Consider the following 25,956-nt stretch of genomic DNA (forward strand, 5'->3'; position numbering starts at 1 on the left):
AACACGAAAGACACACCATGCTGGACATCACCCTGCTGCGCAAGGACCTGGACGCCGTCATCGAGCGCCTCCAACAGCGCAAGAATCCCCAACCGTTCCTGGACGTCGAGCGTTTCAAGACCCTGGAGGCCGACCGCAAGCAGGTGCAGATCCGCACCGAGGAGCTGCAGGCCAGGCGCAACCAGCTGTCCAAGCAGGTCGGCATGTTGAAGGGCAAGGGCGAGGACGCCAGCGCCGTGATGGCCGAGGTCGCCGGCATCGCCGACGAGCTGAAGGCCGGCGCCGAGAAGCTGGACCTGATCCAGGTCGAGCTCAACACGATGCTGATGAGCGTCCCCAACCTGCCCGACGCCAGCGTGCCGGCGGGCGCGGACGAGAGCGGCAACGTCGAGGTGCGCCGCTGGGGCCAGCCGCGCGAGTTCGACTTCGCGGTCGAGGACCATGTCGACCTCGGCGCGCCGCTGGGCCTGGACTTCGAGCTCGGCGCCAAGCTGTCGGGGTCGCGCTTCGCCTTCCTGAAGGGTCCGGTGGCGCGCCTGCACCGCGCGCTCGCGCAGTTCATGCTCGACATGCAGACGCAGGAGCACGGCTACACCGAGTGCTACACGCCCTACATCGTCAACCGCGAGATCCTCGAGGGCACGGGCCAGCTGCCCAAGTTCAAGGAAGACATGTTCTGGGTGCTGCGCGGCGGCGACGACGAGCAGAACGAGCAGTACCTGATCTCGACCTCGGAGATCTCGCTGACCAACTCGGTGCGCGAGAGCGTCCTGACGGTCGACGAACTGCCGGTCAAGCTGACGGCGCACAGCCCGTGCTTCCGCTCGGAGGCAGGTTCGGCCGGTCGCGACACGCGCGGCATGATCCGCCAGCACCAGTTCGACAAGGTCGAGATGGTCCGCATCGAGCAGCCTGAGCACAGCATGGCCGCGCTTGAAGAGATGACCGCCCACGCCGAGGCCGTGCTGCAGAAGCTCGGCCTGCCGTATCGCACCGTGCTGCTGTGCGCCGGCGACATGGGCTTCGGCTCGGTGAAGACCTACGACCTGGAGGTCTGGCTCCCGGCGCAGAACACCTACCGCGAGATCAGTTCGTGCTCGAACATGGGCGCCTTCCAGGCCCGCCGCATGCAAGCGCGTTTCAAGACGGCCCAAGGCAAGAACGAACTGGTGCACACGCTGAACGGCTCGGGCCTGGCGGTGGGGCGCACGCTGGTCGCGGTGCTGGAGAACTACCAGCAGGCCGACGGCAGCATCACGGTGCCGGAAGCGCTGCGTCCGTACCTCGGCGGCAAGGACGTGTTGAAGGCTTGAACGACAAGACGCTTGTTACGGAGAGCGAGGTGACAACTGTTGTGTTGAAACGGCAATCGCCCAAATCCGATTACAGTTGTTCCCAGGCTGTCGGAAACTTGCTAAACTCTTTGGCTTAGTCGCTGACAACCACGGCGATCACCGAATTCCGGAGAGGTGGCAGAGTGGTTGAATGTACCTGACTCGAAATCAGGCGGACGGAAACGTCTCGGGGGTTCGAATCCCCCCCTCTCCTCCAGAAAAGCTTGTTCGATCAAGCACTTAGAAAACCCGCCCAGAGCGGGTTTTCTTTTTTCTGCGCAGCTTGGCGGCAGTTTCCGTCACTCCCTTCCAAAACTCTCGACGGCGATCCGTGGCGAGCCCGGGAAGAGGGGCGCTTGGGTTCTCAGCGCATATGCAGCGAACGCAAACTCATCGGTTGGCTGGCCGCCAGCCGGGGCGCTTCGGCCAGCATGTTCAGGTCGGTGAGGAACTGTTCGAACTCGCGGCCCTTGTCGTAGAAGGCGTTCGCGCCGTTGCGCACGCACAGCGGGCCGTAGACCTCCGAATCGCGATTGCTCAGCACCAGGATGGTTCCGCCGAAGCCGGCCCCGCGCAGCTTGCGCAGCACCGCCAGCCCGGAGCCGGATGCCAACGCCAGGTCCAGCACGACGACATGGGGCCGGGTCAGCCCGACGGTGCACAAGGCCTCCGCCTCGGTGGCGGCCAGGCCGACCACCGACAGGAAGGGCTGTTCCTTCAGGGCCGTCAACAGATGTTTGCGGACCAGCGGGGAGTCTTCGACAAGAACAACTTTCATGTATCAATTTTGCGCTTTTGGAATTGACAAAACCATATGGGAAACCGAGCAGTTGCGCGCCCACGTGACTTTCTTTGGACCCCATCCCCCAGCAGCCCCCATCCGAGGGGCGTCGTCGACTCCCGTGTCCTCCCCGCCTTGTGGCGACCGGAAGCCAGGCGCACACTGGCTCGAATCCCCATCGCGATGGCTCTCAAAGAGGCAATGACTTCATCCGGCCCGTCCGCCGTTCGAGGGCTCCGGCGTCGCTCCGTCGTGGGTGGCCTGGCATTCGGCTGGGGGCCCGCCGTATGGGGGAGCGCGCGGCCGCGCGTCCTGCGCGCCCTGGTGGAATCCTGGCCGCCCTACCTCGAACCCGGCGCCGACGGCAGCGTGCGCGGGCTCGATGCGGAGCTGCTCGCGGCGATCTGCCGGCAGGCGGGGTTCGAGCTCAGCTGGGTCCGCGGTTCGCCGCAATGGCGCAAGCGACGCTTCCGCGAGCTGCTGAACGACCAGTTCGACGTCATCTTCTCTGCGACACCGGTGCCCGGTCGCGAGCGGCCCGTCATGTACAGCCGGCCCTACCGCAACGAAACCTTCATGGTCGCGGCCATCGATCGCCGCGATCCGCGCCTGGACGGGCTGCAGGGGTTCGAGCAGGTGCTGCAACGGCGCATCCCCTTGCTGCATGTCGACGCGCAAGGGCTCGGTGCCGACTTCGAGGATTGGCGTCAACGCCTCGGCGCCGCCGGTCTGCTGCTGCCTTACCAGACGACCCGCCAAGGCGTCGACATGCTGCGGCTTGGCCGCGCATCGCTGATCCTGGGCGACGATCTGGACGTCCACGCACAGGCGCGCGCTTCGGACGTGCGCCTGCTGCGACAGCCCTTCGGCCACAGCGTGCAGCCCGTGTGCCTGATGCTGAGCCGACGACGGCTCGATGAGCACGATCTCGCCCGCATCGACCAGGCGATCCAGGTGCTGGAGCAGCGCGGCACCCTGGCCGCGATCCGGCGGCGCCACGGCGCGACCTGATCGGCTCCGCGCCGTCAGCCCTTTCGGCGCCATCGATCGCGGCGGCCAGCCGATCTCAGCGGTCGGGCCCGTGGCCGGCGTACTTCCCTGGCGTGACGCCGAAAGTGCGTTTGAACAGCGCGATGAAGGCGCTCACGTTGTCGTAGCCCAGCTCGAGCGCGATCGCCGTCACCGGTTTGCCGGCGGCGAGCAGCTCCAGCCCGCGCAGCAGGCGCACGCGCTGGCGCCATTCGGTGAAGCTGAAGCCGGTTTCCCCGGCGAAGCGCCTCGTGAGCGTGCGCGGCGCGATGCCGGCCCAGTCGGCCCATTCGTCGAGCCGGCGTTCGTCGTCCGGCCGGGTCGACAGCGCGCGGGCGATCTTGAGCAGCCGTTGGTCCGAAGGCATCGGCAGCCCCAGAGCGACCGGCGCCGCGGCCGCGATCTCGTCGAGGATCACGCCTGCCAGCCGCGTCTGCGCGGCGTCGAGCGCGAGGGCGGTTTCCGGCCACGTCGCCGCACGCGCTACCGCCTCGCGCAGCAGGCCGGTCACCGCCACGATCCGTGGTTCCGCCGGCAACGCTGCGCTGCCCTCGGGACTGACGTAGACGCTCCAGCCGGCGAAGGGGCCGTGCGAGCGCAGGCCGTGCGGGATGTCCGGCGGGATCCACAACGCGTGCGTCGCTGGCACGACCCAGCGCGCGTCGCTGACGTCGACCGTGAGCAGGCCCTGCATCGCGCCGAGCATCTGTCCGCTCGCATGCCGATGGCGACGCGTCGAGCGGCCGTCGACGGAGGTCTGCTCGACCGCGCGCAGCAGCAGCGAATCCGCATGGGCGGCGATGTCGAAGGACTTCGCGCGTCGGGGTGGAGCGGATCGTCGTGGCGTCATCGGACTATCTTATGTCCTGGATGCCGTACCCAGGCCAGGCGCCGCTGCCTACGATCCGTCCATCCTTTCACCACCAGGAGCAGACGCATGAAGGCGCAAGACATGTTGCCCGACGGGCAGAACCAGATCGAACGCAACGGCACCGTGATCCGCAAGGGCACCGTCGGCGCGTTCCTCGTCAATGCGAAGGCGTGGGGGGATCCCGCCGTCGATGCCCACCGCCGCGCCGATGCGGAACGCGACATCGTGGAAGCGCTGCCCGCGCTGCGCGAGCTGGGACTGTTCGACGTCCTGGACGTCCGCGACGAAGGGCTGCGCGCGTTGCTCGACGCGCATTGATGCAGAGCAGGTGCGCATTGACGCGCCGCGCGACGATGGCAGACTCCGCGACGATCCCTCTCCAGGAGCGTCGCCGTGAGTGAATCCCTCCAGTCTCCCGACGCCTTCGATGCCGTCGTCATCGGGGCCGGCCAGGCCGGCCCCCCGCTGGCCGAGCGCATGTCGCAGGCCGGCTGGCGCGTTGCCGTCGTCGAGCGCTCGCGCGTCGGCGGCACCTGCGTCAACACCGGTTGCATCCCCACCAAGGCGATGGTCGCCAGCGCCCATGCCGCCTGGGTCGTCCGCGAAGCCGCCCGTTGGGGCGTCCGGGTGCCGGAGCCGCTCGGCATCGACCTGCCGGCCGTCATCGCGCGCAAGGACCGCATCTCCGGCCAGTCGCGCGACAGCGTCGAGAAATGGCTGCGTGGCATGGCCAAGGTCGAGCTCGTCATGGGCCATGCACGCTTCGAGGACGCGCACACCGTCAACGTCGACGGGCGTCGCCTGCGCGCCGAGCGCTTCTTCATCAACGTCGGCGGACGCCCCGCGCAGCCGGGTGTCGAGGGCCTGGACACCGTGCCCTGGCTGACCAACGCGTCGATCATGCAGCTTCAGGAACTTCCTCGGCATCTCGTCGTCGTGGGCGGCAGCTACATCGGGCTGGAGTTCGCGCAGATGTTCCGGCGATTCGGCTCCGAGGTGACCGTCGTGCAGCGCGGTCCGCGGCTCGTGCCGCGCGAGGACGCCGATGTCTCCGCAGCCCTGCGCGGCATCCTCGAACGCGAAGGCCTGACCATCCGCACCGGTGCCGAATGCGTGAAGCTCGCGCCGGCGGAGGAGGGCGTCGCCGTCCAGGTCAACTGCCAGACCGGCGAGCCCGAGGTCCGCGGCAGCCACGTGCTGATCGCGACCGGCCGCAAGCCCAACACCGACGACCTGGGCCTGGACCGCGCCGGCGTGCGCGTGGACGAGCGCGGCAACATCGTCGTGGACGACCAGCTCCGCAGCAGCGTGCCGCACATCTGGGCCCTGGGCGATTGCAACGGCCGCGGGGCTTTCACGCACACGTCGTGGAACGACTTCGAGGTCACGGCGGCCAATCTCTTCGACGGCGCCGATCGCGGCGTCGGCGACCGCGTCGTGACCTACGCGCTGTACACCGACCCGCCGCTGGCGCGCATCGGTCTCGGCGAGCAGGAGGTGCGCGCGAGCGGCCGCCCCGCGTTGATCGGCACGCGGCCGATGACGCGCGTCGGCCGGGCCATCGAGAAGGGCGAGACCGAGGGTTTCATCAAGATCCTCGTCGACGCGACATCGAAGGCGATCCTCGGCGCGATGGTGCTGGGCGTCGACGGCGACGAGGCGGTGCAATCGCTGCTCGACGTCATCGCGGCCAGGCGACCGTACACCGACGTCACCGCCGGCGGCGTGCGCATCCACCCGACGGTGAGCGAACTTCTCCCGACCGTGCTGCAGTCGTTGAAGCCTCTGTGATCGCCAGGGCCCTCGCGGGTATGAGCCTTGCCATGCATAGTCACCGCATGGTGCGGTTTGAAGAGGCTCGCGATGGACCGCCCTGCACAACGACGCCCCGGCGCGACGCCGACGCTCTCTGCCGTGACGACAGCGAATCCCGTGCCATCGCTGCACATCGTCGAGATCGTCGGCGCCGTGCCCTCGGACGAGACGCCCGATGAGGCGTGCCCGCTCGCGTCCGCGTCGGATCGGCTCGGCGCGACCCGGCTGGTGGAGCGACTCGTGCAGCGGCATGGGCCCGGCGGCCACCTGCGCTTCACCGTCGTCTGTCCCGCCGATGGACCGTACGCGGAACGGTTGCGCGATCTGGGCGCCGACACCGTGATCGTCGCCATGCCCGACGATCCGCCGTGGCACGCGATCCAGGTGCTCATCGGGCTCATCCGCAACAAGCAGGCGGCGGTGCTGCATGCGCATCTCCCGAACGCGCATCGCCTGGCGGGCCTTGCCGGCGGCATCACGCGCACGCCGGTGCTTGCGACGGTGCAGGGCCTGCAGCTGGACATGCCGGACCTGGAAGTCCATCGCCTGATCGCCAGCCAACTCAGCGTCGTGACCGAGGCGAGCTACTTCCACGCGCTGGGACTCGGCCTCTCATCCGACCGCATCAGCCTCGATCCCTTCGACGCGCAAGACGACGACGAAGCGGCGGCCGAGAGCCTCGATGCCATCGGGCAACGCCTGCGACGCCTCGCGACGCCGGCGGAGTCGCGCGGTGCGGCGCAGGCCCGCGCGCTCGCGCAGCCCTTGGCGCAGGAGCTGGTGATGCCGATCGCCTCCGGCGCGCCGGTCGCGATCCGCGCCGTGCTCGATGAACTCGAGCCTTCGACGGCGCAGACCGCGACGGTCAAGGGGTGATCGGGAAGCCAGCGGGCATCGGGATTGCCAGTCTTTCCTTGCAAGGGTGCTGCGACGGCTCAAGATGCGATAGGACGCATGGCGAACCAAGTGGCGGGCCCCCGGCAAGACCTTCCATCCACATCATCCAGGAGATCCACCATGAACCCCCGTTCCAAGATCACCACCGTGGCAATGGCGATTGCGCTGGCTTCCGGCGTCGGCTTCCTTCACGCCCAGAGCGGCGGCCAGGGCGGCAGCTCCGGCTCCGTCGGCGCGCGCGATCAGACCAATGATCCGCTGTCCAACAACAACGACCAGAACAAGGCGCCGCCCGCGACGCCGGCCGCCAATCCGAGCACGGGCCAACCGGCGACTGCGACGGACATGCGCAACAGCCAGCCGGCCACGAGCAGCCAGAACAACGGCAACAATGCGACCACCGAGCAGCGTCAGGACCCCAACGTCCGCACGCAGACTGATCCGATGCCGATGAGCGCCCCGGCTGCGGGCACCTCGTCGACCGACATGTCGACGACCACGACCGACAGTACGCTGCCGGCACGCGCCGACCGCAACTGATCCCGCTGTCATCCCCAGGAAAGGCGGCCCGCGTGGCCGCCTTTTTTCATCGCGTCCGGCGCGCGAGCCACACGCCGATGGCGACCAGCGCCATGCCGGCCATCGCGAGGCCGCTCAAGGTCTCGCCGAACAGCGCCCAGGCGATCAGCGCGGTCGTCGGCGGCGTCAGGTAGAAGAGGCTGGCGACGTTGACCGCGCTGCCGCGGCGGATCAGCACGTTCAGCAGACTGACCGCCCCCAGCGACAGCACGAGCACCAGCCACGCCAGCGCGAAGACGAACTGGCCGGTCCAGTGCACCTGCATCGTCTCGGTCATCGCGGCCAGCGCGGCGGTGACGAGCAGGCTGGGCACGAACTGGATGATCGAGCCGGTGCGCAAGTCGAAGGACGGACAGAATTTCTTCTGGTAGAGCGTGCCGGCGGTAATGCCGATCAATGCAATCGCGGCCGGCAGAAGCATCGTCAGCAGCGCATTGCCGGGGACGGCCGCGATCTTCTGCGCGACGACGAGTCCGACGCCCAGGAAGCCCAGCGCCAGGCCCAGCCACTGCATCCGGTCGATGCGTTCGCCGAGGAACGCGCGCGCGCCGAGCGCCGTGACCAGCGGTTGCAGGCCGACGACGAGGGCGGTGATGCCCGCCGGCAGTCCATGCCCGATCGCGGTGAACACGCCGCCCAGATAGACGCCGTGCACCAGCAGGCCCGTCACCGCGATGTGCATGCAGGCGGCCATCGAGCGCGGCCAGGGCGCGCGCAGCACCATCACCACAGGCAGCATCAGCGCGATGACCGCCGCGTAGCGCCAGGACAGGAAGGTCAGCGGCTCGGCGTCCGGGAGCCCGAACTTCGCGCCGATGAAGCCGGTGCTCCAGACGGCGACGAAGAGCAGGGGCAGCAGGCCGCCGGCTCCGCCCGCGCCGTGCGCGGACGGGGTGGGGACCTTGGGCGACGGTGACGTCGATGGCGACGAGGCGGGCGGCGTGCTCATAGAGCCCTGATGCTAACGAGGCCACGCCGTGGACCGGGCGGCTAGCGCGTCGGGTTTTCCGCAGCGTCCCAGCCGCCGCCGAAGGCCCGGAAGGCCGATACCGCCGCGCGTGCGTGGTTCGCGTCCAGCTGCGCGAGCTGATCGCGCGCGGCGAGCAGCAGCCGGTCCTCCTGCAGCACCTCGATCAGGCTGGCCGCGCCGCCCTTGTAGGCGTCCTCGGCGGCGTCGCGCGCTACCTGGTGCGCACGGACCTCCTGCGCAAGGTCGCCGCGTTGCAGCTCCAGCTCGGAGAGCGTGACGATCGCGTTCTCGACGTCCTCGGTCGCGCGCAGCATGCGCTGGCGCACCTGCGCGAGCGCCTCCGCCCGCACGCCGCGTGCCTGCGCGACCTCGGCGTCGACGCGGCCGAAGTCGAACAGCCGCCAATGCAGGCCGAGCAGCGCCTGAGGCTGGAAGGCCTCCGAGCTGAACAGCCCGCCGTGCAGGCTGGACGCACCGAGCACGCCGCCCAGCGTCAGGCGCGGGTAGTACTCGGCCGTCGCAACGCCGATGCGCGCCTGGCTGGCGTCGAGCTGGCGTTCCGCGGCGATGACGTCGGGACGGCGGCGCATCAGCGTCGCGGGCGTCAGATCGCCGGGCAGCGAGGGGACTCGGTACGTGGAAGCCCGCGAGGACGGCGAAGACGACGATGAATGCGAGGCGGGCGAGGACGGCGAGGATTGCTGTGGCGCGGTCAGCGTCGCCGCCGAGGTGCCGGCCTGCTCGCCCATCAGCACGTCGAGGCGATGTTGCTGCTGTGCGAGCTCGGCCCGCAGCGGCGGCAGCGTGCCGCGCGCCTGCAGTTGGAGCGCCTGCGCCTCGGCAACTTCTCGCTGCGCGGCGAGCCCGCCCTGGAAGCGATCCTGGATCAGTTGCAGCAATTGCGACTGCGTGCGCAGGTGGGCCTCGGCGACCTCGATGCGGGCCTGCGCGCCGCGGACGCGGAAGTAGGCATCGGACGCCTCGGCCGCGACGGTCACGCGTGCGCCCAGGCGCGCGGCCTCGGCGGCCTGCCATTCGGAGACGGCGGCGGCCTCCCCCTGGCGCAGGCCGCCGGCGAGGTCCGCTTCCCAGCTCGCGCCCACGCCGAGTGTCTGCAGCATCTGGTTGCGGTCGTAGCCGGGGAATCCGCGCGCCAGCGATCCTTCGGGGCTTTTCAGCGACTGGCGCTGGCTCAGCACCTGACCCTGCACCGAACCTTGCGGCAGTCGCAGCGCGCCGGCGCCTTGCGCCGCGGCGCGCGCCTGCTCGACGCGCGCCAGCGCGACGGCGAGGTCCAGGTTCTGATCGAGCGCGCGCTGCACGATGGCGGTCAGCGACGGATCGTCGAAGTCCTGCCACCAGGTGCTGAGCGTGGCCGGCGCCGCGCCGTCCTGATGCTGCGCGATCAGGGCTTGCCCGGCGAAGTGATCGTCCAGCGCGCGCGGGCGTTCGCCCGGCCCGGGCATCTGCGCGCAGGCGGCGAGGAAGGCCGCGAGCGCCAGCGGCGCGAGCCGCATCAGCGGGCGGAGGAAAGCGGCGTGCAGGCGCGCCATGGCGGGTCTCCCAGGGAGTCGAGGGGTTCGAGAGGGGTCAGGAGGGGCGGGACAGGCGAGGGCGGCGGACCGTGGAGATCCACGGCATCAATGCGCGTCGGCGGAGGGCGCGGCCGGTGGCGCGATCTTGCGCAGCATCGGCACGAACACCAGTGCGACGACGAAGCAGCCCATCACGATCAGGAAGGCGTCGGCGAAGGTCATCGTCAGCGCCTCTCGGTAGGTGAGCGACCAGAGCTGGCGCAGCGCGGCGGTGGCGGCGTCGCCGGACGGCGTCGCGGCGGACAGTGATGCGCCGGTCGAGGCTAGCAACTGAGTCATCGCCTCGTTGCTGGTGTTCAGATGCTCGGCCAGACGCTGGAAGTGCAGGTTGGTGCGGTCGTTGAGGATGGTGGCGCAGGCGGCGATGCCGATGGCGCCGCCGAGGTTGCGCATCAGGTTGAACAAGCCCGAGGCCAACTTCAGCCGCGCCGGCGGCAGCGCCCCGAGCGCCAGCGTCACCACCGGCGGCACGCTGAGCTGCTGACCCATGCCGCGCAGCGCCTGCGGCAGCAGCAGCTGGTGCGAGCCCCAGTCATGCGTGATCGGCGCGAACTCCCACATCGAGATCGCGAAGAGCGAGAGCCCGACGAAGAGGATCCAGCGCAGGTCGAAGCGGCTCGCGAGGAAGGCGTAGAGCGGGATCGACATCACCTGGAACACGCCGGTCGAGAACACGGCCAGCCCGATGTCGAGCGCGCCGTAGCCGCGCACGCGCCCGAGGAACAGCGGCGTCAGGTAGATGGTGGCGAAGATGCCAATGCCGGTGATGAACGAGAACAGGCTGCCCAGCGCGAAGTTGCGGTCCTTGAGCGCGCGCAGGTCGACGATCGGATGCGGGTGCGTCAGGCTGCGGGCGATGAAGGCGATGCCCGTCACGCCGGCGATCCACGCAGTGGCGATGATGGTCGAGTCGCTGAACCAGTTCCAGCGCGGGCCTTCCTCGAGCGTGTACTCCAGGCAGCCCAGGAACGCCGCGAGCAGCACCATCGACAGATAGTCGGCGCCCTTGAGCAGCGACAGGTTGGGCCTGTCGACGCGGACCATCAACGGCACCACGACGGTGACCACCAGGCCCGGCAGCAGGTTGATGTAGAACAGCCACTGCCAGGACAGCACGTCGGTGATGTAGCCGCCAACGACGGGACCGAGCGTCGGCGCCAGCGACGCGATCGCGCCGATGGTGGAGGCGGCGATCACGCGCTGCTTGCCACTGAAGTACATGAACGCGGTGGTGAAGACCATCGGGATCATGGAGCCGCCCATGAAGCCTTGCAGCGCGCGGAAGGCGATCATGCTCTGGATGTTCCAGGCCAGGCCGCAGAGCAGGCTGGTCAGCGTGAAGCCCAGTGCCGAGATTGCGAAGAGCCAGCGCGTGGACATCACGCTCGCGAGCCAGCCCGACAGCGGGATCACGATGATCTCGGCGATCAGGTAGCTGGTCTGCACCCACGTGGTGTCGTCCGCGCCCGCCGACAGGCCGCCGCCGATGTCGCGCAGCGAGGCGGAGACGATCTGGATGTCCAGCAGCGCGATGAACATGCCCACGCACATCGTCGCGAAAGCCAGCACCTTGTCGCGGGTCGTCAACTGCTCGATGGGGATGACGATGTCGGACCAGAAGGGCGGGCGCTTGCGCGGTGAAGCGGACGGCGGCGCCCCGCCGTCCGCCGGGGCGAGGGCGGCGCTCATTGCACGCTCGCCGTTGCTGTAGTCGAGCCCGTGGCCGAGCCCGTGGTCGCCTTGGCGGCGCTTCGGGGCGCCTCCGCGGTGGCACTCCTGGTACCGGCGCCGGCGTGGTTGGTGTCGATCTCGACGACGACGGACAGGCCCGGGCGTAGCCGGCCGAGGCGATCGTCCGCGGGATCGAGCTGGATGCGCACCGGCACGCGCTGGACGATCTTGGTGAAGTTGCCGGTGGCGTTCTCGGCGGGCAGCACGCTGAACTGGGCGCCGGTCGCCGGAGCGAGGCTGCCGAGCGTGCCGTGCAGCACGACGCCGGGCCAGGCGTCGGCGCGGATGCTCACCGGCTGGCCGGTGGTCATGCGGGCCAACTGGTCTTCCTTGAAGTTCGCGTCGACCCACAGGCCCTGCGCCGGCACCACCGACAGCAGCGGCGTGCCGACGCCGACGTAGGTGCCGAGCCGCGCCTTGCGATTGCCGATGTAGCCGTCGCGTGGCGCGCGCAGCTCGGTGTAGCCCAGGTTGAGCTGGGCGATGTCGCGTTCGGCCTTTGCCTGGGCGAGCGCCGCCTGCGCCTGGCGCTTCTGCGTGGCGATGACGTCGAGCTGGCGCTCGGCCGCCTGCTGCTCCGCGCGGGCGCGGGCGGAACCGGCCTGCGCGGTCTTGAAGTTCGCCTCGGCGCGCTGGCTGCTTTCTACCGACACGGCCGCGCGGCCGACGAGGTCCTTGTAGCGCGCGAAGTCGTCACGCGCGCGCTGCTCTTCAGCCGAGGCGGCGTCGATGCCGGCACGGGTCTTCGCGATCACCGCCTGCTGCAGCGCGGCGGAGGCGCCGAGGTTGGCGATCGCGGCGTCCTGCGCCTCCACCGCGCCGATGGCGCGTTGCAGTGCGGCCTGGTAGTCGCGGCTGTCGATGCGTGCAAGCAGGTCGCCGGCGTGGACGAACTGGTTGTCGGTGACTGGCAGCTCGGTGATGTAGCCCGTGACCTTGGCGCCGATCACGGTCACGTCGCCGCCGACGTAGGCGTCGTCGGTCTCTTCATGGAAGCGGCCGACCGTCCACCAGTGCGCGCCGTACGCGACGGCGCCCAGCACGGCGGCGGTCAGCACGGCCCACTTCAGCGTGGCACGACCGAGGGCCCGGCGGGACGAGGCGGCGGCCGGCGTGGCGGCGGGCGCGGAAGGCGTTGAAGCGGTCATGGAAGGACTCCGGCATCGAGGACCCGCCGGGTGGCGAGCGATGGAGCGGACTATAGGAAAGTCACTTTCATCATGGAAGTCACGTGGCGTGGAATGCACTGTTCCTGATTCGTCAAGTAACTTCCATGATGAAAGTCAGTGAGAATCGCGGGACGGCCGACCGCCGTCGCGCCGATCGGGCGCGGCGGCGCCGACGCCGGCACTGACAAGGAGACCCCCGATGCGCCGCACGAGCTTTGAAGACATGGCCTGTCCGGTCGCGAGGGCGACGGACATGCTGGGCGACAGCTGGAGCATGCTGATCCTGCGCGAGGTGTTCTACGGGCATCACCGCTTCGACGAGTTCGTGACCGAACTGGGCATCGCGTCCAACACGCTGACGCGCCGGCTGGCGGAACTGGTGGAGCGGGAGCTGCTCGAGAAGCGGCTCTACAGCGACAAGCCGCCGCGCTACGAGTACGTGTTGACGCCGCGGGGTCGCGACCTGCGGCCGGTGATGCTGGCGCTGCTGACCTGGGGCAACAAGCACGCGGCGCTGAAGAACAAGCCGGTGCGGTTGATCGACACGGAGACCGGTGAGCCGGTGGAACTCAAGCTCATCGACGCCCGCACCGGCAAGGCGATCGGGCCGCAGCACAAGGTCGAGCGGCGCTCGGGGCAGCCGAAGAAGGTGGAGCTGTTCGACTTCGACGGCGCGATGCCGACCGCTGGCGCGGCCGGCTGAGGGGGCTTCAGTCGATGCGCCGCATCGGCAGCGCGATCGCGCCGATCGCGGCGACGACCATCATCGCCAGGCCGCAGGCCGCGAACATGACTGGCGTGGACACGATGCGCAGCAGGTAGCCCGCCAGCGCCGACGACAGCGGCGACAAGCCCAGGATGAGGAAGAGCAGCACGGACATCGTCCGACCCAGCATGCGAGGCGGCACGCGACGCTGGATCCAGCTCATCACCGCGACCTGCACGAAGCCGGCCATGGCGCCGATCGGCGCCAGCAGGGCGACGGCTTCCCAACGGTGCGAGGTCTGTCCGAGGACGATGAAGACCAGTCCCGCCAGGCCGTCGATCAGGAGCACGGTCGTGCCGAGCGAGCCCAGCGCGGCGATCCGCCCGCCGGCGAAGCGACCCGCCAGCAAGAGCCCGACGAGAATGCCGGCGCCGTGACCCGCGGTGAGGAGACCGAGCGTCGTGGCATCGCCGTGGAGTTGGCGCTGGACGAGCACCGGCAAGGCGACCTGCAACGGACCGGCCACCAGCAGCCCGATGGCCGTCACGTACACGCACAGCGCGCGAAGCAGCGGATCGCTCCACAGGGCGCGCAGGCCTTCGGCGATCGAGGCCATGAGCGAGGGCGCGCTGGCGGCGGATGCCTGCGCGGAACCGGCGGACCCCGCGGCACTGGCGGCACCGAAGGTATAGGCTGCATCGTTCGCGCCGGCGGCAGACGGGCTGGCCGTCGTCGCTGTTGCCCCGCAGGGCTTCGCCGGCAGCAGCGTGAGCGCGGCCACGGCGAAGCTGAGGCCATCCAGTCCGAAGGCCCAGGCGAGGCCCGCCACATCCCGCCCCCCGGCGTCGGCGCCGCCAAGGTGGCTCCCGCTCCCCGCGATGAGCGCAGCGCCCAGCAGCGGGCCGATCAGCATCGTGATCTGCTGCATCGACATCAGCAGCGCGTTGGCGGGCTGGATCAGCGCCGGCGGGACCGAGCTCGGCACCAGGGCGCTCGCGGCGGGATGGGAGAACGCGGTCGTGATGCCGATAGCCACGGCGAAGATGTGGATCATCACGAGCGATGCATGGCCGCTGGCCACCAGCGCTGCGAGCGCCGCGAGCAGGACCGCGCTGGCGTGGCGCGTGACCAGCAGCACGCGGCGCGGTGCGTGGCGGTCGACGACGGCGCCGCCGATCAGCATCAGCAGCGCGCGGGGCAGCCCCATCGCGGCCAGCACCGTGCCCAGCGCGAGCGGATCGCCGGTGAGGCGCAGCACGAGCCAGGGCAGCGCCAGCAGCGTGAACTGATCGCCGAGCATCGAGACCAGTCCACCGCCGGCCAGCCACCTGACATTGCGATCGGCGAAGAGGCGGGGCGAGGGCGCCGTCACAGTTGCAGTCGCAGCTGCGGTCGCTTCCGTGTCGAGGGGATCAGGCGAGATCGCGGTGCTCATGCGTCGTCTCCGTCCGCCGCCTTGGCCGCGGCCACCGCGTCGTCGATGAACCGGGCCAAGCCGGGATCGATGCCGCTCATCTGCTGGAAGCCCGTGTCGGTGCCCAGCATCTCCCGGCCCTTGCGGCGGAGTTCGTCGTCCACCGGAACGAGACGTTCCATCGCCAGCCAACGCCGCGCCAGGGCGAGCAGCGCGTCGGGGTCCTGCTGCCGTGCGTCCCTGGCGGCCCGGAACGCCGTGAGGAGCGCGGGAATCTCGATCTTCAGCTGTTCCAGCACCTCGCGCGGGATCGCATCCTGCAGGGCGCGAAGCCGCGTCATCTCCTCGTCCGAGTAGTGGCGCTGCAGGATCTGCTGGGCGGTGATGAGCTGCAACAGGTCCTCGGTGTCTTCAGCGCCTTCGACCGCGCGCCGTTCGACGCGCCGCAGCATCTCGAGCAGGCGCTGCTGCTCCGCGACCTCCGCCTCCACCACGGCGATCTGACGCGCCAGCAGCTCCCGCAACGGCGGTGCCGCGTCGGGCGCGAGCAGCGGACCGATGTCCTTCAGCGCCAGGCCCATCTGGCGGTAGGCCAGGATGCGATGCAGCGTGCGGACGTCGGCCTCCCCATACAGCCGATAACCGCTGTCGGTGCGCGTGGAGGGCACGAGCAGCCCGAGCTGCTCGTAGTGGTGGAGCGTGCGGACGGTCAGTCCGCTGCGCTTGGCGAGATCGCCGACGGTGTAGTCCATGAAGCGGGGCCGCGCCGATCGGTGCATCGGCGAGGGAGTCGTGGCAATGGACGCGATGATGAAGCCTCACGTGACGTGAGGGTCAAGCGTTGCTTCGCCGCCGCCTTGTCGATGCCTTGTCGATGCCTCGTCGATGCTTCGCCTGAAGCGCCGCTGCCGGTGTTCTCAATGCCTGCTCAACGCTGGACCAACGCGAGCTTCACGCCCAGGCCCACGAAGGCGGCCGCGAACCCGCGGCGCATCCAGCGCAGCACCGGCGGTCGCGTGAGCACCCGGTCGCGCATCGCGGCGGCGAAGACGCCGTAGACCGCGAACACCGCGAAGGTCATCGCCATGAAGACGAGGGAGAGCTCGATCATCAGCGGCGTCGGTTGCGGCTCGTCGCGGGCGATGAACTGCGGCAGGAAGGCCAGGAAGAAGATCGAGAGCTTCGGGTTGAGCAGGTTCACGAGGGCCGCGTGGGAGACGATCTCGCGCGCGGATCGTGGCGGGCCGTCGGCGTCGACGGCGAGCGGGCCGCGCTCCTTCAGCGACATCCAGGCCATGTAGAGCAGGTAGACGACGCCGACGTATTTCACCGCGTCGAAGGCGAGGGCGCTGGCGTGCAGCAGCGCGGCCAGGCCGGTGATCGCGGCCAGCATGTGCGGAACGATGCCGATCGTGCAGCCGAGGGCGGCGTGGAGCGAGGCACGAGCGCCGCCCGACAGGCCGGCGGCGAGCGTCACCAGCGCGCCGGTGCCGGGCGAGGCGACGACGATCAGCGAGGTGATCAGGAACTCGGGATTCGAGAGCGAGGAGAAGGGCACGACGGACCTCGGTGCGGTGAAGGCGGGGAGGGGATCGTCGGCGCGCGCTGGCGGCGCGTCTTGGATGAAATTGCAGGCGGGGCCGTCTGCCCGTCGCGTTTGGCCACATCGAGTCAACCTAGTGGGCTCAACGAAGCACTCAGCGAGGAGCTCGGCGAGGACTCAGCGAAGGGCGGCGGCGTACGCGCCCGGCGCGATGCCGAAGCAGCGGACGAAGTGGCGCGTCAGATGGCTCTGGTCGAAGAAGCCGCTGGCGGCGGAGGCATCCGCGAGCGGCGTTCCCACGGCGATCAGCCGGCGCGCGTGCTGCAGGCGGCGCTGCACGAGGTAGGCATGAGGCGGCAGCCCGGTGGCGCGGGTGAAGCTGCGCAGGAACTGGAAGCGGCTGAGGCCGGCGTCGCGCGCGAGGTCCGCGAGGCTGACGGGCGCGGTGAGGTCGTCGTCGAGGCGCGAGCGGGCGATCGCGATGCCTGCGGGGATCGCGGGGAGGTCGGCCGCGCGCGGCTGGAGCAGCGACTGCAACAGCAGGATCAGCGCGCCGTCGACATGGAGCGTGTCGGCGGCGTCCAGCGGCGTGGCCGCCATCGCGCGGAAGAGCGCTTCGAAGCGACCCGCGACGCGGTCGTCGTGCAGCGTGGGGAGATGGAACTCGACGTTCCCGGTGCCGCGGCCTTCGGCGATGTCGTTGACGAGGCCGCCGACCACGTCGGGCGAGAGGTACAGCATCCGCCATGCGCGTCCGTGGTCGCCGAGGGGCAGGCCGTCATGGACCTCGCCCGGGTTGACCGTGATGACGTCGCCGGCGACGGACTGGACCATGCCGCGGCCGCTGGTGGTCTTCTGCGCACCGCGATCGATGCGGCCGATGCCGAATTCATCGTGGATGTGGCGCGGGAACGCCCTCGCGCTGTCGGCGCTGACGATGTCGATGCCGGGCAGCGGGCAGGGGAGGCGGGTGAAGGCGGGCATGGCGCGACGTGCGGGATGCCGTGACTCTAGCAAGGCCGAGGCACGCATAATCCTGCGGCCTCAACGCCCTTGCTGGTTCCTCCGCTCACGCCGACCTCGCTTCGTATTGCCAACATCGTGCAGCTGGCGGCGGTGCCAGTCTCTGCCTTCGTGGTGCTGGCGCTGTGGAACGTGGCCGTCGCCTGGCTGCAGCCATACCCGTCGGAAGACGTCGTGAAGACGCCGGCGGCGGAACCGACGCCGTGAAGCGGCGCTCGCCGGCTAGGCGAGTAAATCCAGCGTGCGCTGATCCGGCTGACCACCGAAGTAGCGATCGAGCGCTTCAATGAACACGGCCTCGTCGCCCGACGCCTTCGCGAAGAGCGTCAGCGATGAGCGGAACTTCATCGCGTCCACGACGCCCAGGATCTGCTCGGCGGTCTTGTTGCGGTGGGTGTTCATCAGCGCCACGCATTCGCGCAGGCGCGGCCCTAGCACTTCATGGTCCAGATAAGCGACAGCTTCGTCCAGCGACTCGATCCCATAGAACTGCGCCGTGCTGCTGACGCCCAGACCGCGAAGCTGGGGGAAGAAGTACCACATCCAGTGGCTGAGCTTGCGGCCGCGTTTCAGTTCCGCGACGACGTCGGTGACCTGGGAAGTTTGTGCTGCGCAAAAGCGCTGCAGATCGAAGCTTTCAGACATTTCACAAGTGTCACTTGGAAAGGCCTGCCTGCGGGCACCGATCTGGACCGCCTCGATATGAAAAGGAGGTTGGGGACACATCGAGGACCCATCTCAGCAATTGACTGATGGCCCTCGACGGTGGCGATCGATAGGGTGACTTTGTTGCCGGGCAATCATCCGCAACGCCAAAGCACTTCTCATTGAAGTCATTTCCCCAACCGTTTGAGGACGCCATGTCTACCAACCTTCTTCCTGGGTCGATCATCAGTTTTGTCGGTGATCCTGAAGCCGTTCCAAACAACTGGCTCTATTGCGACGGATCCTCATACGCCAGCGCCCAATATCCAGGGCTGTTTGCCTCTATCGGCACGGCGTTTGGTTCGCAGGGCGACAACTTGTTCAATGTGCCCGACCTGCGCGGAAGATTTCTGCGAGGCGTGGACGACGGAGCGGGTGTGGATCCGGACGCCGTCTATCGAGTGCCGCAGGCGCCGGGTGGAAACAGTGGTGCAGAGGTGGGAACCGTTCAAGGTTACTGCTTTGAGGACCATACGCATCAACTGGGCCAACAAAACGGTTACCACTCTTCTGGCGACTACGGCGTTTATCTCGCCAATCTCGGCAACGGAGTGACTGGCACGGCTGTGGACGGCTCCAAGAGCACTGAAACCAGGCCCACCAACGTCTATGTGTACTACCTGATTTACACGGGCGACCTCAACTGAAGAAACGCCGCATCGAGAACGAGTCGCGCGCCCCTCGGAAATGCGCGAAGACCTTCAAGGAGCGGGGTCGGGGCCCCGCACTCACCGGTGCCACGTTCGCCTCTCGGGGAATGCATCTTGATGCAGCCAGGCGTCCCGTCGTCAGTGCCCACAAACGAAAAAACCGCCTCCCGGCGGTTTTCACTTGAATGAGGTTGACGAGCCTTACCCTCGGCACTGGTCACAACGGTTAGGGCTGCTTGGTTCCCCATCTGACCCGGTTGGCCGCGCTTCCATGCGAGGAGGCCCGTCACCTCGCATTCTATCCGAGCTTTCGAGGGGCTCCGGGCGAGCCACCCTCGATTGCGCCCTCCATCGCAGCGCCCCGTGCGACCCGCGTGCGAACAACGCCGCGCCGGCGTCGACTCAAGCCCGGCGCCTGTGGTTAAATCCGTTCCGGACCTCGCGGGCGCCAGCCCTCCTGTGCCATCGCCGATTTACCAACTACTTGCGGGCGATCAACAAATGCGGCTAAAGCGTTGCGGCTCCGACTGCCCCCGGGCCGGCAAACGCCGGTGATCTCTGTGGGCTCTCGGAGTTTTTTCATGTCCGCTCGTCTGGCCCAGTTCGACTCGCTGCTGTCCCGCCGCCGCGCCGCTCGCACCTCCACCACGGCCAACACTTTGCCCGTCCAGGCACCGCGCACCTTGCGCGATCCCTGGGGCGAACCGGTTGCCGAGTTCTCCCGCTTCCCGTCCGACCTCGAACTGCTCAAGGCCGCACACCGCCTCCAGGCCGACGACTGGATCGGTCCGCTCGCCGACGACGGCCAGGCCCGGCGCCTGAACGCCGCCTGGCGCCTCGCGCTGCTGCGCGCCGATCGCCATGGTCGCGCCCGCTTCTCGCGCGAAGTCGGCCCGCAGTGGCTCAGCGCACCGCGCGTCTCGCGGCCCGGGGAACGTCCCGCCGCGCTGCGCCGCGAACTCCACGCCGCCGCCGTCCACCAACTCTGGCTGGCCGGCTGGAAGCTGGTCTGATCGGATGCCGATGAGACGGCTGGCGCGGATCCTCCTCGTGATCGCGGCGCTCGCCGTCCTCGGCGCCGGGGTGCTCTGGCTCGCCGGCCGGGAACTCGCCGCGCCCGCCTTCCGCGCGATCGGCGCGCCGCCGCCCGTGCTGCAGGCGCGACAGATCCAGTTGGTGACGACCTCCGACGTGCTCGTGTCGGGGTGGTGGAGCCCCGGTCGTCCCGGCCTTGGCGCCGTCCTGCTGCTGCATGGCGTGCGCGGCGACCGCCGCCAGATGCTGCAACGCGCGCAACTGCTGCATCGGCAGGGGCGCGGCGCGTTGCTGATCGACCTGCCCGGCCACGGCGAAAGCGGCGGCACCGCCATCACCTTCGGCTGGCGCGAGTCGGAAGCGGTCGTCGCCGCGCTCGAGTTCCTCGCCAAGGAAGTCCCCTGCGAGCGCCGCGCGGTCATCGGCGTGTCGCTGGGTGCCGCGTCGACCGTGCTCGCGCGCGGCCGGCCGCGGATCGACGCCGCGGTGCTGGAGTCGATGTACCCGACCATCGAGGACGCGGTCGCCGACCGGCTCAAGCTGCACCTCGGCGGATGGGCCGGCGGACTGTCGCCGTTGCTGCTGTCGCAGTTGCCGCTCCAGCTCGACATCACCGCGCAGCAGTTGCGGCCGATCGATCACATCGCCGAGCTGCACGCGCCGCTGCTGGTGATCGCCGGCAGCAACGACCGCCACACCCCTGCCGCGGAGACGCAGCGGCTCTTCGCCGCCGCCGCCGAACCCAAGTCCTTGTGGATGGTGCCGGGTGCCGCTCACGTGGACCTGTTCGACTTCGCGCCCGAGGACTACACAAGGCGCATCTCCGCCTTCCTCGCCAGCCGCCTGGACAATCCCACCTGCGTCGCCGCCGGCGCGGCGGCGTTCACGCCGTGACGAGCCGCTCCGCGAGCCAGGCCTCGGTGGCGTAAGGGAACGCGATCGTCGGCTCGCGCAGTTCCGCGTAGCGATCCTTCAGCGCGCGCAGCCGATCGGCGACCAGCGCCTGTTCCGCCTCCGGCAGCGTCGCGATGAAGCTCACCGACAGGATGCGGTCGAGCACCACCTGCTCGAACGATCCGACATGGCTGTGCGGGAGCACCGTCCGCTGCAGTGGCCCGAAGAGCGTCTGTCCCTCGAGAGGCTGCTTCCACGTGCCTTTGTAGAAGCGCGGCGCGTCGCCCTCATAGGGGGTGACGATCTCGGTGATCTCGGCCACCCAGTCGCGCGATTCGTCCCGCACGTTCCAGATCAGGCCGAGCCGCCCGCCGGGGCGCAGCACGCGATGCATCTCCCGCAGCGCCTGCGCGTTCGCGAACCAGTGGAAGGCCTGGGCGCAGACGAGCACGTCGGCCTCAACGTCGGTCAGCGGGATGGCTTCCGCGGTGCCGGCCAGCGCCCGCACGCCGGGCAGGCTTTCCGACAGCCGCGCGCGCATCGCGTCGACCGGCTCCACCGCCGTCACCGTCGCGCCGGTGCGCGCCAGCAGCTTGGTGAACTTGCCGGTGCCCGCGCCGAGGTCGACGACCCGCGCGCCCGCCCGGACGCCGAGCGCCTCGTCCAGCCAACCGGTGAGGGCCTCGGGGTACTCCGGGCGACCGCGCTGGTAGTGGTCGGAGGCGCTCGTGTAGCCGCGCTGGGCGGCGTCGTGGATGGTCGTGTTCGAAGGCATCGGACGATCCTACGCCCCGCCCGAGGGATGCGCGTCAAGCCCGCGTCATCGGCGTGATCGGCCTCGTCGGCCTCGTCGGCCTCGTCGGCGTCATCAGCGTCATCAGCGTCATCTCCCATCGACGTCGCTTCACAACCCGAGCAAGACCTGGCGCGTCACCGACACCGCCATCACATACGCGAGCGCCACCAGCGCCAGCACGTAGCCCAGGAGGCGGAACTCCCCGCGCCCGAAGGCCCAGTGCCCGGTCGCGAAGTAGATCCCCAGCGCGATGAACTTCGCCGTCATCCAGGTCTCGTAGCGCGGGTCGAGGTGCAGCGCCCCCCACAGGCTGAGGCCGGACACGACGATCAGCACGTGGCTGCTGAACACCAGCGTGCGCAGCCGCTCGTCCGTCACCCACGCGGCGCCGAACTGATGCGCCAGCCCGCGGACCAGGAACAACCCGATGCTGCACCACGCCAGCAGCGCATGCATCTTGACCATCGGGCTGTAGAACCAATCCATGAACGGGGAGCTTCGCCACCCGACGGGGGGATGTCAACCTGGGGAACGCGAGGCGGGCAGGGCGCTCGGCAAGTCCTCCGATTTCCCCCGGAAGAGGGCCCTCTCCACATCCCCCGCCGCCCACAACTTTGAGTCATGGCAGAACGCGTTTCGATTTCGAGAATGAGCGCATTGCATCGACGTGGGTCGATGGTCGAAAGGCAGTGACGATGTTGAATCGAGTCGAGTTTGAGGAGGTGACGCCGCCTGTGGGGTCTGCGGTGCCCAAGGCGGAGTGCCCTTGGCCGAGCCAGAGGTTTGTCTGGGTCTACAGCAAGGGGCAGGCGCCCTACCAGTTCCGACCGTGCATGGATCCGTGCTCACCGCACGAGTGGCCCTACAACTTGCAGGCGCTGCGAGGAACCGAGGACTACGCGGACATCCTCGCTTGGTACTGCAATCGATATCGGGCGGTGTCCCACGCCGATCTGGATCGCCTGGCCGAGGAATTGGTGCACTGCGTCGGTGATCGGCAGATCAGCGTGGAGATCTATCACGACATGGATACCCAAGAGCGCCTCCCCTGGTTCCTGGTCTGGGGATTCGACAAGGCGGTCTCCGACGATGAGGATCAAATGATGGACACGTTCCGCGACAGGTGTCGCGCATCGCCTCTCCTGCATCCCTCGTACGACGTCGTGATGGTGTCCTTCAGGGCAGGCCCCTTCGAGGACCGCCATGTATCGGAGTGGGGTTGAGACATGCGGATCCAAGTCTTCAATCCAGAAGAGGTCATCGACGTGGCAGAGCACCTCTCGTCACTGGAAGACGAGGCCAGCGCGCGAAGTGTCATCTCCCGCGCGTACTACGGTGTCTTCCTGTTTGCGCGAGACTTGGCGGATATCGACGACGAAAGTCCGACGGCGCATTTTGATACTTGGAAGCATTACGTCGAGTGCGGAGAGGGGGAGGTCGCGGATGGTCTGCGACAGTTGCGGCGGCAGCGGAACGTTGCGGACTACAAGACGAATCTCAAGGTCTCCATGCGCCAGAGCGTTGAGGCGTTGAAAACATGTCGACGTACTCGGGCCGCCTTGAATCGAATCGCGGGCCGGATCAGGTATCGAACGGCGCTGGGCGTTCTGGCCGATTCGCATTGAGCACGAAGGAACAACGAAGGGCGCCGCAGCGCCCTTCGTTCCCTTCAGACCTGACCCCGCTCAGCGCAGTTGCAGATCATCGTCCCCGAAGCGGATGTCCAGCGGCTCGATCAGCAGCTGCTTCTCGCCGTCCTCGACGCGGCCCGCGTCCCACGCATCGATGCCGCAGGCCTTGGCGATCTCCACCACCTTGGCCGCCTGTTCCGCCTTCACGAAGATCGCGAAACCCGCGCCCATGTTCAGCGTCGAATAGGCCTCGCGGTCATCCTGCTGCGCGTGGTCCTGGATGAACTTCAGCACCGGCGTCACCGGCGGCACCGTGTGGATGCGGTAGGTGAACTTGCCCGGGTGACGCAGCAGCTTGCGCCAGCCGTGGCCCGTGATGTTGGCGCAGTAATGCGGCGTGATGCCCGCCTTGTACAGCGCCTCGGTCACCGGCGAGTACAGCGCCGTCGGCGCCAGCAGCGCGTCGCCATAGCTCAGGCCCGGTTGCACCTCGGTCAGGTAGCCCTGCGGCAGGCGCTCCGTCAGCTTGCGCGCCAGGCTCAGGCCGTTGGCGTGGATGCCCGACGAGGCCAGCAACACGATCGCGTCGCCCGCGCCCAGCTTGTCGCCCACCGACAGGCGTTCCTTCGGATTGATCAGGCCGGTGCAGGACGCCGCCAGGTCGATGCGGCCGCCTTCGACGATGCCGGCCAGCGCCGGTGTCTCGCCGCCGCCCCAGGCCACCTGGCAGACGTCGCAGGCCTTCTTCCAGCCGGCCACCAGCGCCTGCGCGCGCTGCGCGTCGCCGAACCAGTCCGAGCCGCCCGCGGCCCAGTAGGCCTGCACCACCAGCGGCGTCGCGCCGACGGTGATCAGGTCGTTCACCGCCATCGCGATCGTGTCCTGCGCGATGCCGTCGTAATAGCTCTTGCCCGTCAGCGTGGCCATCTCGTCGGCCACCAGCGTCTTGGTGCCCAGGCACTCGACGATGGACGCGATGTAGAACGGACCCACGTCGACGACGTACGCCGACTCGCCGCGCGACGCCTTCACCTCGGTGAAGCCGTGGGCGCTCAGGTGGCCGGCGGTCGCGGCCGCGGCGCGCTGGGCGCTGATCTTCAGCGGGTCGATCAGGTCGTAGTTGACGCCGGCCTGTTCGTAGCTCAGCGTGCCGGAGGAGGGATCGTGCGGGGTGCTCATGGGCGCGGATTATCCGTCAGCGCTGACTGACTCTCCTGACAAACCCGGACGCGCTCCGCCCGCGGACGGTCCGGTCGGTGGAGACCGCCCCCGTAGAATGCTTCGCCATGAGCTACCAGGTCCTCGCACGCAAGTACCGCTCCCGCACGTTCGAGGAGCTGATGGGTCAGGAACACGTCGTCCAGGCCCTGGCCAACGCGCTGACGCAGCAGCGCCTGCACCACGCCTACCTGTTCACCGGCACCCGCGGTGTCGGCAAGACCTCGGTGTCCCGGATCCTGGCCAAGTCGCTGAACTGCGTCGGCCCGGACGGCACCGGCGGCATCACCGCCCAGCCCTGCAACGTCTGCGACGCCTGCCGCGACATCGACGCCGGCCGCTTCGTCGACTACGTCGAGCTGGACGCCGCCTCCAACCGCGGCGTGGAGGAGATCTCCCAGCTGCTGGACCAGGCCGTCTACAAGCCGGTCATCGGGCGCTTCAAGGTCTACATGATCGACGAAGTGCACATGCTCTCGAACACCGCCTTCAACGCGATGCTGAAGACGCTGGAGGAGCCGCCCGAGTACCTGAAGTTCGTGCTGGCGACGACCGATCCGCAGAAGGTGCCGGTGACCGTGCTGTCGCGCTGCCTGCAGTTCAACCTGCGTCCGATGGCGCCGCAGACGGTGCTGGAGCACCTGACGCGCGTGCTCGCCAACGAAAGCGTTCCGAACGAGGCCGGCGCGCTGCGTCTGCTGGCGCGCGCCGCGCGCGGCTCGATGCGCGATGCGCTGTCGCTGACCGACCAGGCGATCGCCTTCGGTTCCGGCGAGCTCAAGGAAGCCGGCGTGCGCCAGATGCTGGGCAGCGTCGATCGCGGCCATGTGCTGGGCATCCTGAACGCGCTGATCGCGGGCGATGGCGCCGCGCTGGTCGGCGCGTCGGACCGCTTGCGCGACATGGGCCTGTCGGCGGGCGGCACGCTCGAGGATCTGGCGGTCGCGCTGCAGCACCTGGCGATCGCGCAGGCGGCGCCGGGTGCGCTCGATGCGGGCGATCCCGACCTCGCCGAGCTGCTGCCGCTGGCCGGCCAGTTGCCGGCCGACGAAGTCCAGCTGATGTACAGCATGGCGCTGCACGGACGCCAGGAACTGCCGCTGGCGCCGGACGAGTACGCCGGCCTGACCATGGTCCTGCTGCGCATGATGGCGTTCCGGCCGAACGGGCAGGGCGCGCGTCAGCCGTCGGCGACCGAAGGCACCGCACGTGCCGCGCCGGCGCCGGCCGTGAGCGCCGCGCCGGTGGCTCGTCCGCAACCGGTATCGCAGCCAACATCGCAAGCCGCTGTGGCGGCGCCGGTCGCGCCGGCTCCGGCGCCCGCCGTGCCGCGCATCGCCGACGCGGCGGCACCTGATCCCGAACCCGAGCCTGCGGAAGCGCCCGCAGCGGCGCCAGTGGTTTCATCGCCCGCGGTGACGCCGCCTGAGGCGTCGCCGGCGGTTGCCGGATCTGCGCTTGATCCGAAGCCCGAGCCAGCCCCGGCGCGCGCGCCGGAGCCGGTCGCTGCCCCCGCGCCCGTTGTTGCCGCCGAACCGCCCCGCGCGCCGCCGCCTGCGGAGGCGCCTGC

28 protein-coding genes, 1 tRNA gene and 1 other RNA gene are annotated in these 25,956 nt (G+C 69.0%); 15 read left to right on the forward strand and 15 right to left on the reverse strand.

From position 1 onward, the window contains the following. The first annotated feature begins 17 nt into the window (after positions 1 to 17). Both serS and AC07O8_RS08450 read left to right on the forward strand, forming a co-directional pair. Complete coding sequence (serS, locus tag AC07O8_RS08445) at positions 18 to 1,313, forward strand: serine--tRNA ligase (protein ID WP_495047571.1); 1,296 nt, start codon at positions 18 to 20, stop codon at positions 1,311 to 1,313. 150 nt (positions 1,314 to 1,463) lie between these two features. Beyond that, positions 1,464 to 1,551, forward strand: a tRNA-Ser gene (locus AC07O8_RS08450). Between the two features lie 147 nt (positions 1,552 to 1,698). Here the strand turns inward: AC07O8_RS08450 and AC07O8_RS08455 are convergent. Continuing rightward, entirely contained in the window at positions 1,699 to 2,112 is a 414-nt protein-coding gene (locus AC07O8_RS08455; RefSeq protein ID WP_495047572.1) for a response regulator, read from the reverse strand. A gap of 327 nt (positions 2,113 to 2,439) precedes the next feature. Here AC07O8_RS08455 and AC07O8_RS08460 point away from each other — a divergent pair, with 327 nt between their 5' ends. After that, positions 2,440 to 3,126 (forward strand): substrate-binding periplasmic protein, encoded by a 687-nt coding sequence (locus AC07O8_RS08460; RefSeq protein ID WP_495047573.1) that lies wholly within the window; start codon positions 2,440 to 2,442, stop codon positions 3,124 to 3,126. Positions 3,127 to 3,181: 55 nt separating this feature from the next. Here the strand turns inward: AC07O8_RS08460 and AC07O8_RS08465 are convergent, their stop codons facing one another. Next, positions 3,182 to 3,994, reverse strand: coding sequence for an AraC family transcriptional regulator (locus AC07O8_RS08465; RefSeq protein ID WP_495047574.1), 813 nt, complete (start codon positions 3,992 to 3,994; stop codon positions 3,182 to 3,184). An 87-nt stretch (positions 3,995 to 4,081) separates the two neighbouring features. On the opposite strand from AC07O8_RS08465, the gene AC07O8_RS08470 reads away from it, so the two are divergent. The 4 genes from AC07O8_RS08470 to AC07O8_RS08485 all read left to right on the forward strand — a co-directional run bounded on the left by AC07O8_RS08470 (position 4,082) and on the right by AC07O8_RS08485 (position 7,267). Next, entirely contained in the window at positions 4,082 to 4,333 is a 252-nt protein-coding gene (locus AC07O8_RS08470; protein ID WP_495047575.1) for a hypothetical protein, read from the forward strand. A 75-nt stretch (positions 4,334 to 4,408) separates the two neighbouring features. Further along, a complete protein-coding gene (locus AC07O8_RS08475) occupies positions 4,409 to 5,806 on the forward strand; it encodes an FAD-containing oxidoreductase (protein WP_495047576.1) in 1,398 nt (465 codons plus the stop codon). Positions 5,807 to 5,878: 72 nt separating this feature from the next. Continuing rightward, positions 5,879 to 6,706: a glycosyltransferase gene (locus tag AC07O8_RS08480; RefSeq protein ID WP_495047577.1), complete on the forward strand. Its 828-nt coding sequence runs from the start codon at positions 5,879 to 5,881 to the stop codon at positions 6,704 to 6,706. Positions 6,707 to 6,847: 141 nt separating this feature from the next. Then, entirely contained in the window at positions 6,848 to 7,267 is a 420-nt protein-coding gene (locus AC07O8_RS08485) for a hypothetical protein (RefSeq protein WP_495047578.1), read from the forward strand. A 46-nt stretch (positions 7,268 to 7,313) separates the two neighbouring features. On the opposite strand, the gene AC07O8_RS08490 is transcribed toward AC07O8_RS08485, so the two are convergent. The 4 genes from AC07O8_RS08490 to AC07O8_RS08505 all read right to left on the reverse strand — a co-directional run bounded on the left by AC07O8_RS08490 (position 7,314) and on the right by AC07O8_RS08505 (position 12,750). After that, positions 7,314 to 8,255, reverse strand: coding sequence for a DMT family transporter (locus AC07O8_RS08490; RefSeq protein WP_495047579.1), 942 nt, complete (start codon positions 8,253 to 8,255; stop codon positions 7,314 to 7,316). Between the two features lie 41 nt (positions 8,256 to 8,296). Continuing rightward, entirely contained in the window at positions 8,297 to 9,829 is a 1,533-nt protein-coding gene (locus AC07O8_RS08495) for an efflux transporter outer membrane subunit (protein ID WP_495047580.1), read from the reverse strand. Between the two features lie 87 nt (positions 9,830 to 9,916). Continuing rightward, entirely contained in the window at positions 9,917 to 11,560 is a 1,644-nt protein-coding gene (locus AC07O8_RS08500; protein WP_495047581.1) for a DHA2 family efflux MFS transporter permease subunit, read from the reverse strand. Beyond that, positions 11,557 to 12,750, reverse strand: coding sequence for an HlyD family secretion protein (locus tag AC07O8_RS08505; protein ID WP_495047582.1), 1,194 nt, complete (start codon positions 12,748 to 12,750; stop codon positions 11,557 to 11,559). Before AC07O8_RS08505 ends, AC07O8_RS08500 begins: the two co-directional genes overlap by 4 nt. A gap of 220 nt (positions 12,751 to 12,970) precedes the next feature. Between AC07O8_RS08505 and AC07O8_RS08510 the strand changes: the two genes are divergently transcribed. Next, positions 12,971 to 13,474, forward strand: a complete 504-nt coding sequence (locus AC07O8_RS08510; RefSeq protein WP_495047583.1) for a winged helix-turn-helix transcriptional regulator — start codon at positions 12,971 to 12,973, stop codon at positions 13,472 to 13,474. A 7-nt stretch (positions 13,475 to 13,481) separates the two neighbouring features. On the opposite strand, the gene AC07O8_RS08515 is transcribed toward AC07O8_RS08510, so the two are convergent. The 4 genes from AC07O8_RS08515 to AC07O8_RS08530 all read right to left on the reverse strand — a co-directional run bounded on the left by AC07O8_RS08515 (position 13,482) and on the right by AC07O8_RS08530 (position 17,418). Continuing rightward, positions 13,482 to 14,912 (reverse strand): MFS transporter, encoded by a 1,431-nt coding sequence (locus tag AC07O8_RS08515; protein WP_495047584.1) that lies wholly within the window; start codon positions 14,910 to 14,912, stop codon positions 13,482 to 13,484. Then, the gene (locus tag AC07O8_RS08520; RefSeq protein WP_495047585.1) at positions 14,909 to 15,643 is read right to left on the reverse strand and encodes a MerR family transcriptional regulator; all 735 of its coding nucleotides are present in this window, start codon (positions 15,641 to 15,643) and stop codon (positions 14,909 to 14,911) included. Before AC07O8_RS08520 ends, AC07O8_RS08515 begins: the two co-directional genes overlap by 4 nt. 176 nt (positions 15,644 to 15,819) lie before the next feature. Next, entirely contained in the window at positions 15,820 to 16,449 is a 630-nt protein-coding gene (locus tag AC07O8_RS08525; protein WP_495047586.1) for a LysE family translocator, read from the reverse strand. 162 nt (positions 16,450 to 16,611) lie between these two features. Continuing rightward, complete coding sequence (locus AC07O8_RS08530; RefSeq protein ID WP_495047587.1) at positions 16,612 to 17,418, reverse strand: AraC family transcriptional regulator; 807 nt, start codon at positions 17,416 to 17,418, stop codon at positions 16,612 to 16,614. 69 nt (positions 17,419 to 17,487) lie between these two features. Here AC07O8_RS08530 and AC07O8_RS08535 point away from each other — a divergent pair, with 69 nt between their 5' ends. Next, positions 17,488 to 17,664, forward strand: coding sequence for a hypothetical protein (locus AC07O8_RS08535; RefSeq protein WP_495047588.1), 177 nt, complete (start codon positions 17,488 to 17,490; stop codon positions 17,662 to 17,664). 15 nt (positions 17,665 to 17,679) lie between these two features. On the opposite strand, the gene AC07O8_RS08540 is transcribed toward AC07O8_RS08535, so the two are convergent. Next, positions 17,680 to 18,183, reverse strand: a complete 504-nt coding sequence (locus AC07O8_RS08540; RefSeq protein ID WP_495047589.1) for a DUF1810 domain-containing protein — start codon at positions 18,181 to 18,183, stop codon at positions 17,680 to 17,682. Positions 18,184 to 18,317: 134 nt separating this feature from the next. Between AC07O8_RS08540 and AC07O8_RS08545 the strand changes: the two genes are divergently transcribed. Then, positions 18,318 to 18,809 carry a phage tail protein gene (locus AC07O8_RS08545; protein ID WP_495047590.1) on the forward strand — a complete coding sequence of 164 codons (492 nt, stop codon included), beginning with the start codon at positions 18,318 to 18,320 and terminating at the stop codon, positions 18,807 to 18,809. 193 nt (positions 18,810 to 19,002) lie between these two features. Here the strand turns inward: AC07O8_RS08545 and ffs are convergent. Continuing rightward, positions 19,003 to 19,100: signal recognition particle sRNA small type (ffs, locus tag AC07O8_RS08550), an RNA gene on the reverse strand. A gap of 293 nt (positions 19,101 to 19,393) precedes the next feature. On the opposite strand from ffs, the gene AC07O8_RS08555 reads away from it, so the two are divergent. After that, the gene (locus AC07O8_RS08555) at positions 19,394 to 19,825 is read left to right on the forward strand and encodes a hypothetical protein (protein WP_495047591.1); all 432 of its coding nucleotides are present in this window, start codon (positions 19,394 to 19,396) and stop codon (positions 19,823 to 19,825) included. Positions 19,826 to 19,835: 10 nt separating this feature from the next. Further along, complete coding sequence (locus AC07O8_RS08560; protein ID WP_495047592.1) at positions 19,836 to 20,741, forward strand: alpha/beta hydrolase; 906 nt, start codon at positions 19,836 to 19,838, stop codon at positions 20,739 to 20,741. Here AC07O8_RS08560 and AC07O8_RS08565 read toward each other — a convergent pair. Together AC07O8_RS08565 and AC07O8_RS08570 are read right to left on the reverse strand one after the other, a co-directional pair. Beyond that, positions 20,731 to 21,516 carry a class I SAM-dependent methyltransferase gene (locus AC07O8_RS08565; RefSeq protein ID WP_495047593.1) on the reverse strand — a complete coding sequence of 262 codons (786 nt, stop codon included), beginning with the start codon at positions 21,514 to 21,516 and terminating at the stop codon, positions 20,731 to 20,733. The genes AC07O8_RS08560 and AC07O8_RS08565 overlap by 11 nt on opposite strands. A gap of 129 nt (positions 21,517 to 21,645) precedes the next feature. Further along, on the reverse strand, positions 21,646 to 22,023 hold the full coding sequence (locus tag AC07O8_RS08570; protein ID WP_495047594.1) for a SirB2 family protein: 378 nt from the start codon (positions 22,021 to 22,023) through the stop codon (positions 21,646 to 21,648). 209 nt (positions 22,024 to 22,232) lie between these two features. Here AC07O8_RS08570 and AC07O8_RS08575 point away from each other — a divergent pair, with 209 nt between their 5' ends. Next, positions 22,233 to 22,760 (forward strand): hypothetical protein, encoded by a 528-nt coding sequence (locus AC07O8_RS08575; RefSeq protein WP_495047595.1) that lies wholly within the window; start codon positions 22,233 to 22,235, stop codon positions 22,758 to 22,760. 3 nt (positions 22,761 to 22,763) lie between these two features. Next, positions 22,764 to 23,162, forward strand: coding sequence for a hypothetical protein (locus tag AC07O8_RS08580; protein ID WP_495047596.1), 399 nt, complete (start codon positions 22,764 to 22,766; stop codon positions 23,160 to 23,162). 60 nt (positions 23,163 to 23,222) lie between these two features. On the opposite strand, the gene AC07O8_RS08585 is transcribed toward AC07O8_RS08580, so the two are convergent. Next, entirely contained in the window at positions 23,223 to 24,347 is a 1,125-nt protein-coding gene (locus AC07O8_RS08585) for an AIR synthase-related protein (protein ID WP_495047597.1), read from the reverse strand. A 107-nt stretch (positions 24,348 to 24,454) separates the two neighbouring features. Here AC07O8_RS08585 and dnaX point away from each other — a divergent pair. Beyond that, the coding region (gene dnaX, locus AC07O8_RS08590) for a DNA polymerase III subunit gamma/tau (protein WP_495047598.1) at positions 24,455 to 25,956 on the forward strand (1,502 nt) is incomplete at its 3' end.

This window comes from Roseateles sp. GW821-FHT09G09, assembly GCF_059415965.1.

Coding starts and splice junctions, on each gene's coding strand:
- serS (WP_495047571.1), top strand. CDS start 18: ATGCTGGACATCACCCTGCTGCGCAAGGACCTGGACGCCGTCATCGAG.
- AC07O8_RS08455 (WP_495047572.1), bottom strand. CDS start 2,112: ATGAAAGTTGTTCTTGTCGAAGACTCCCCGCTGGTCCGCAAACATCTG.
- AC07O8_RS08465 (WP_495047574.1), bottom strand. CDS start 3,994: ATGACGCCACGACGATCCGCTCCACCCCGACGCGCGAAGTCCTTCGAC.
- AC07O8_RS08470 (WP_495047575.1), top strand. CDS start 4,082: ATGAAGGCGCAAGACATGTTGCCCGACGGGCAGAACCAGATCGAACGC.
- AC07O8_RS08480 (WP_495047577.1), top strand. CDS start 5,879: ATGGACCGCCCTGCACAACGACGCCCCGGCGCGACGCCGACGCTCTCT.
- AC07O8_RS08485 (WP_495047578.1), top strand. CDS start 6,848: ATGAACCCCCGTTCCAAGATCACCACCGTGGCAATGGCGATTGCGCTG.
- AC07O8_RS08490 (WP_495047579.1), bottom strand. CDS start 8,255: ATGAGCACGCCGCCCGCCTCGTCGCCATCGACGTCACCGTCGCCCAAG.
- AC07O8_RS08495 (WP_495047580.1), bottom strand. CDS start 9,829: ATGGCGCGCCTGCACGCCGCTTTCCTCCGCCCGCTGATGCGGCTCGCG.
- AC07O8_RS08500 (WP_495047581.1), bottom strand. CDS start 11,560: ATGAGCGCCGCCCTCGCCCCGGCGGACGGCGGGGCGCCGCCGTCCGCT.
- AC07O8_RS08505 (WP_495047582.1), bottom strand. CDS start 12,750: ATGACCGCTTCAACGCCTTCCGCGCCCGCCGCCACGCCGGCCGCCGCC.
- AC07O8_RS08510 (WP_495047583.1), top strand. CDS start 12,971: ATGCGCCGCACGAGCTTTGAAGACATGGCCTGTCCGGTCGCGAGGGCG.
- AC07O8_RS08515 (WP_495047584.1), bottom strand. CDS start 14,912: ATGAGCACCGCGATCTCGCCTGATCCCCTCGACACGGAAGCGACCGCA.
- AC07O8_RS08520 (WP_495047585.1), bottom strand. CDS start 15,643: ATGGACTACACCGTCGGCGATCTCGCCAAGCGCAGCGGACTGACCGTC.
- AC07O8_RS08530 (WP_495047587.1), bottom strand. CDS start 17,418: ATGCCCGCCTTCACCCGCCTCCCCTGCCCGCTGCCCGGCATCGACATC.
- AC07O8_RS08540 (WP_495047589.1), bottom strand. CDS start 18,183: ATGTGTCCCCAACCTCCTTTTCATATCGAGGCGGTCCAGATCGGTGCC.
- AC07O8_RS08545 (WP_495047590.1), top strand. CDS start 18,318: ATGTCTACCAACCTTCTTCCTGGGTCGATCATCAGTTTTGTCGGTGAT.
- AC07O8_RS08555 (WP_495047591.1), top strand. CDS start 19,394: ATGTCCGCTCGTCTGGCCCAGTTCGACTCGCTGCTGTCCCGCCGCCGC.
- AC07O8_RS08560 (WP_495047592.1), top strand. CDS start 19,836: ATGAGACGGCTGGCGCGGATCCTCCTCGTGATCGCGGCGCTCGCCGTC.
- AC07O8_RS08565 (WP_495047593.1), bottom strand. CDS start 21,516: ATGCCTTCGAACACGACCATCCACGACGCCGCCCAGCGCGGCTACACG.
- AC07O8_RS08570 (WP_495047594.1), bottom strand. CDS start 22,023: ATGGATTGGTTCTACAGCCCGATGGTCAAGATGCATGCGCTGCTGGCG.
- AC07O8_RS08575 (WP_495047595.1), top strand. CDS start 22,233: ATGTTGAATCGAGTCGAGTTTGAGGAGGTGACGCCGCCTGTGGGGTCT.
- AC07O8_RS08580 (WP_495047596.1), top strand. CDS start 22,764: ATGCGGATCCAAGTCTTCAATCCAGAAGAGGTCATCGACGTGGCAGAG.
- AC07O8_RS08585 (WP_495047597.1), bottom strand. CDS start 24,347: ATGAGCACCCCGCACGATCCCTCCTCCGGCACGCTGAGCTACGAACAG.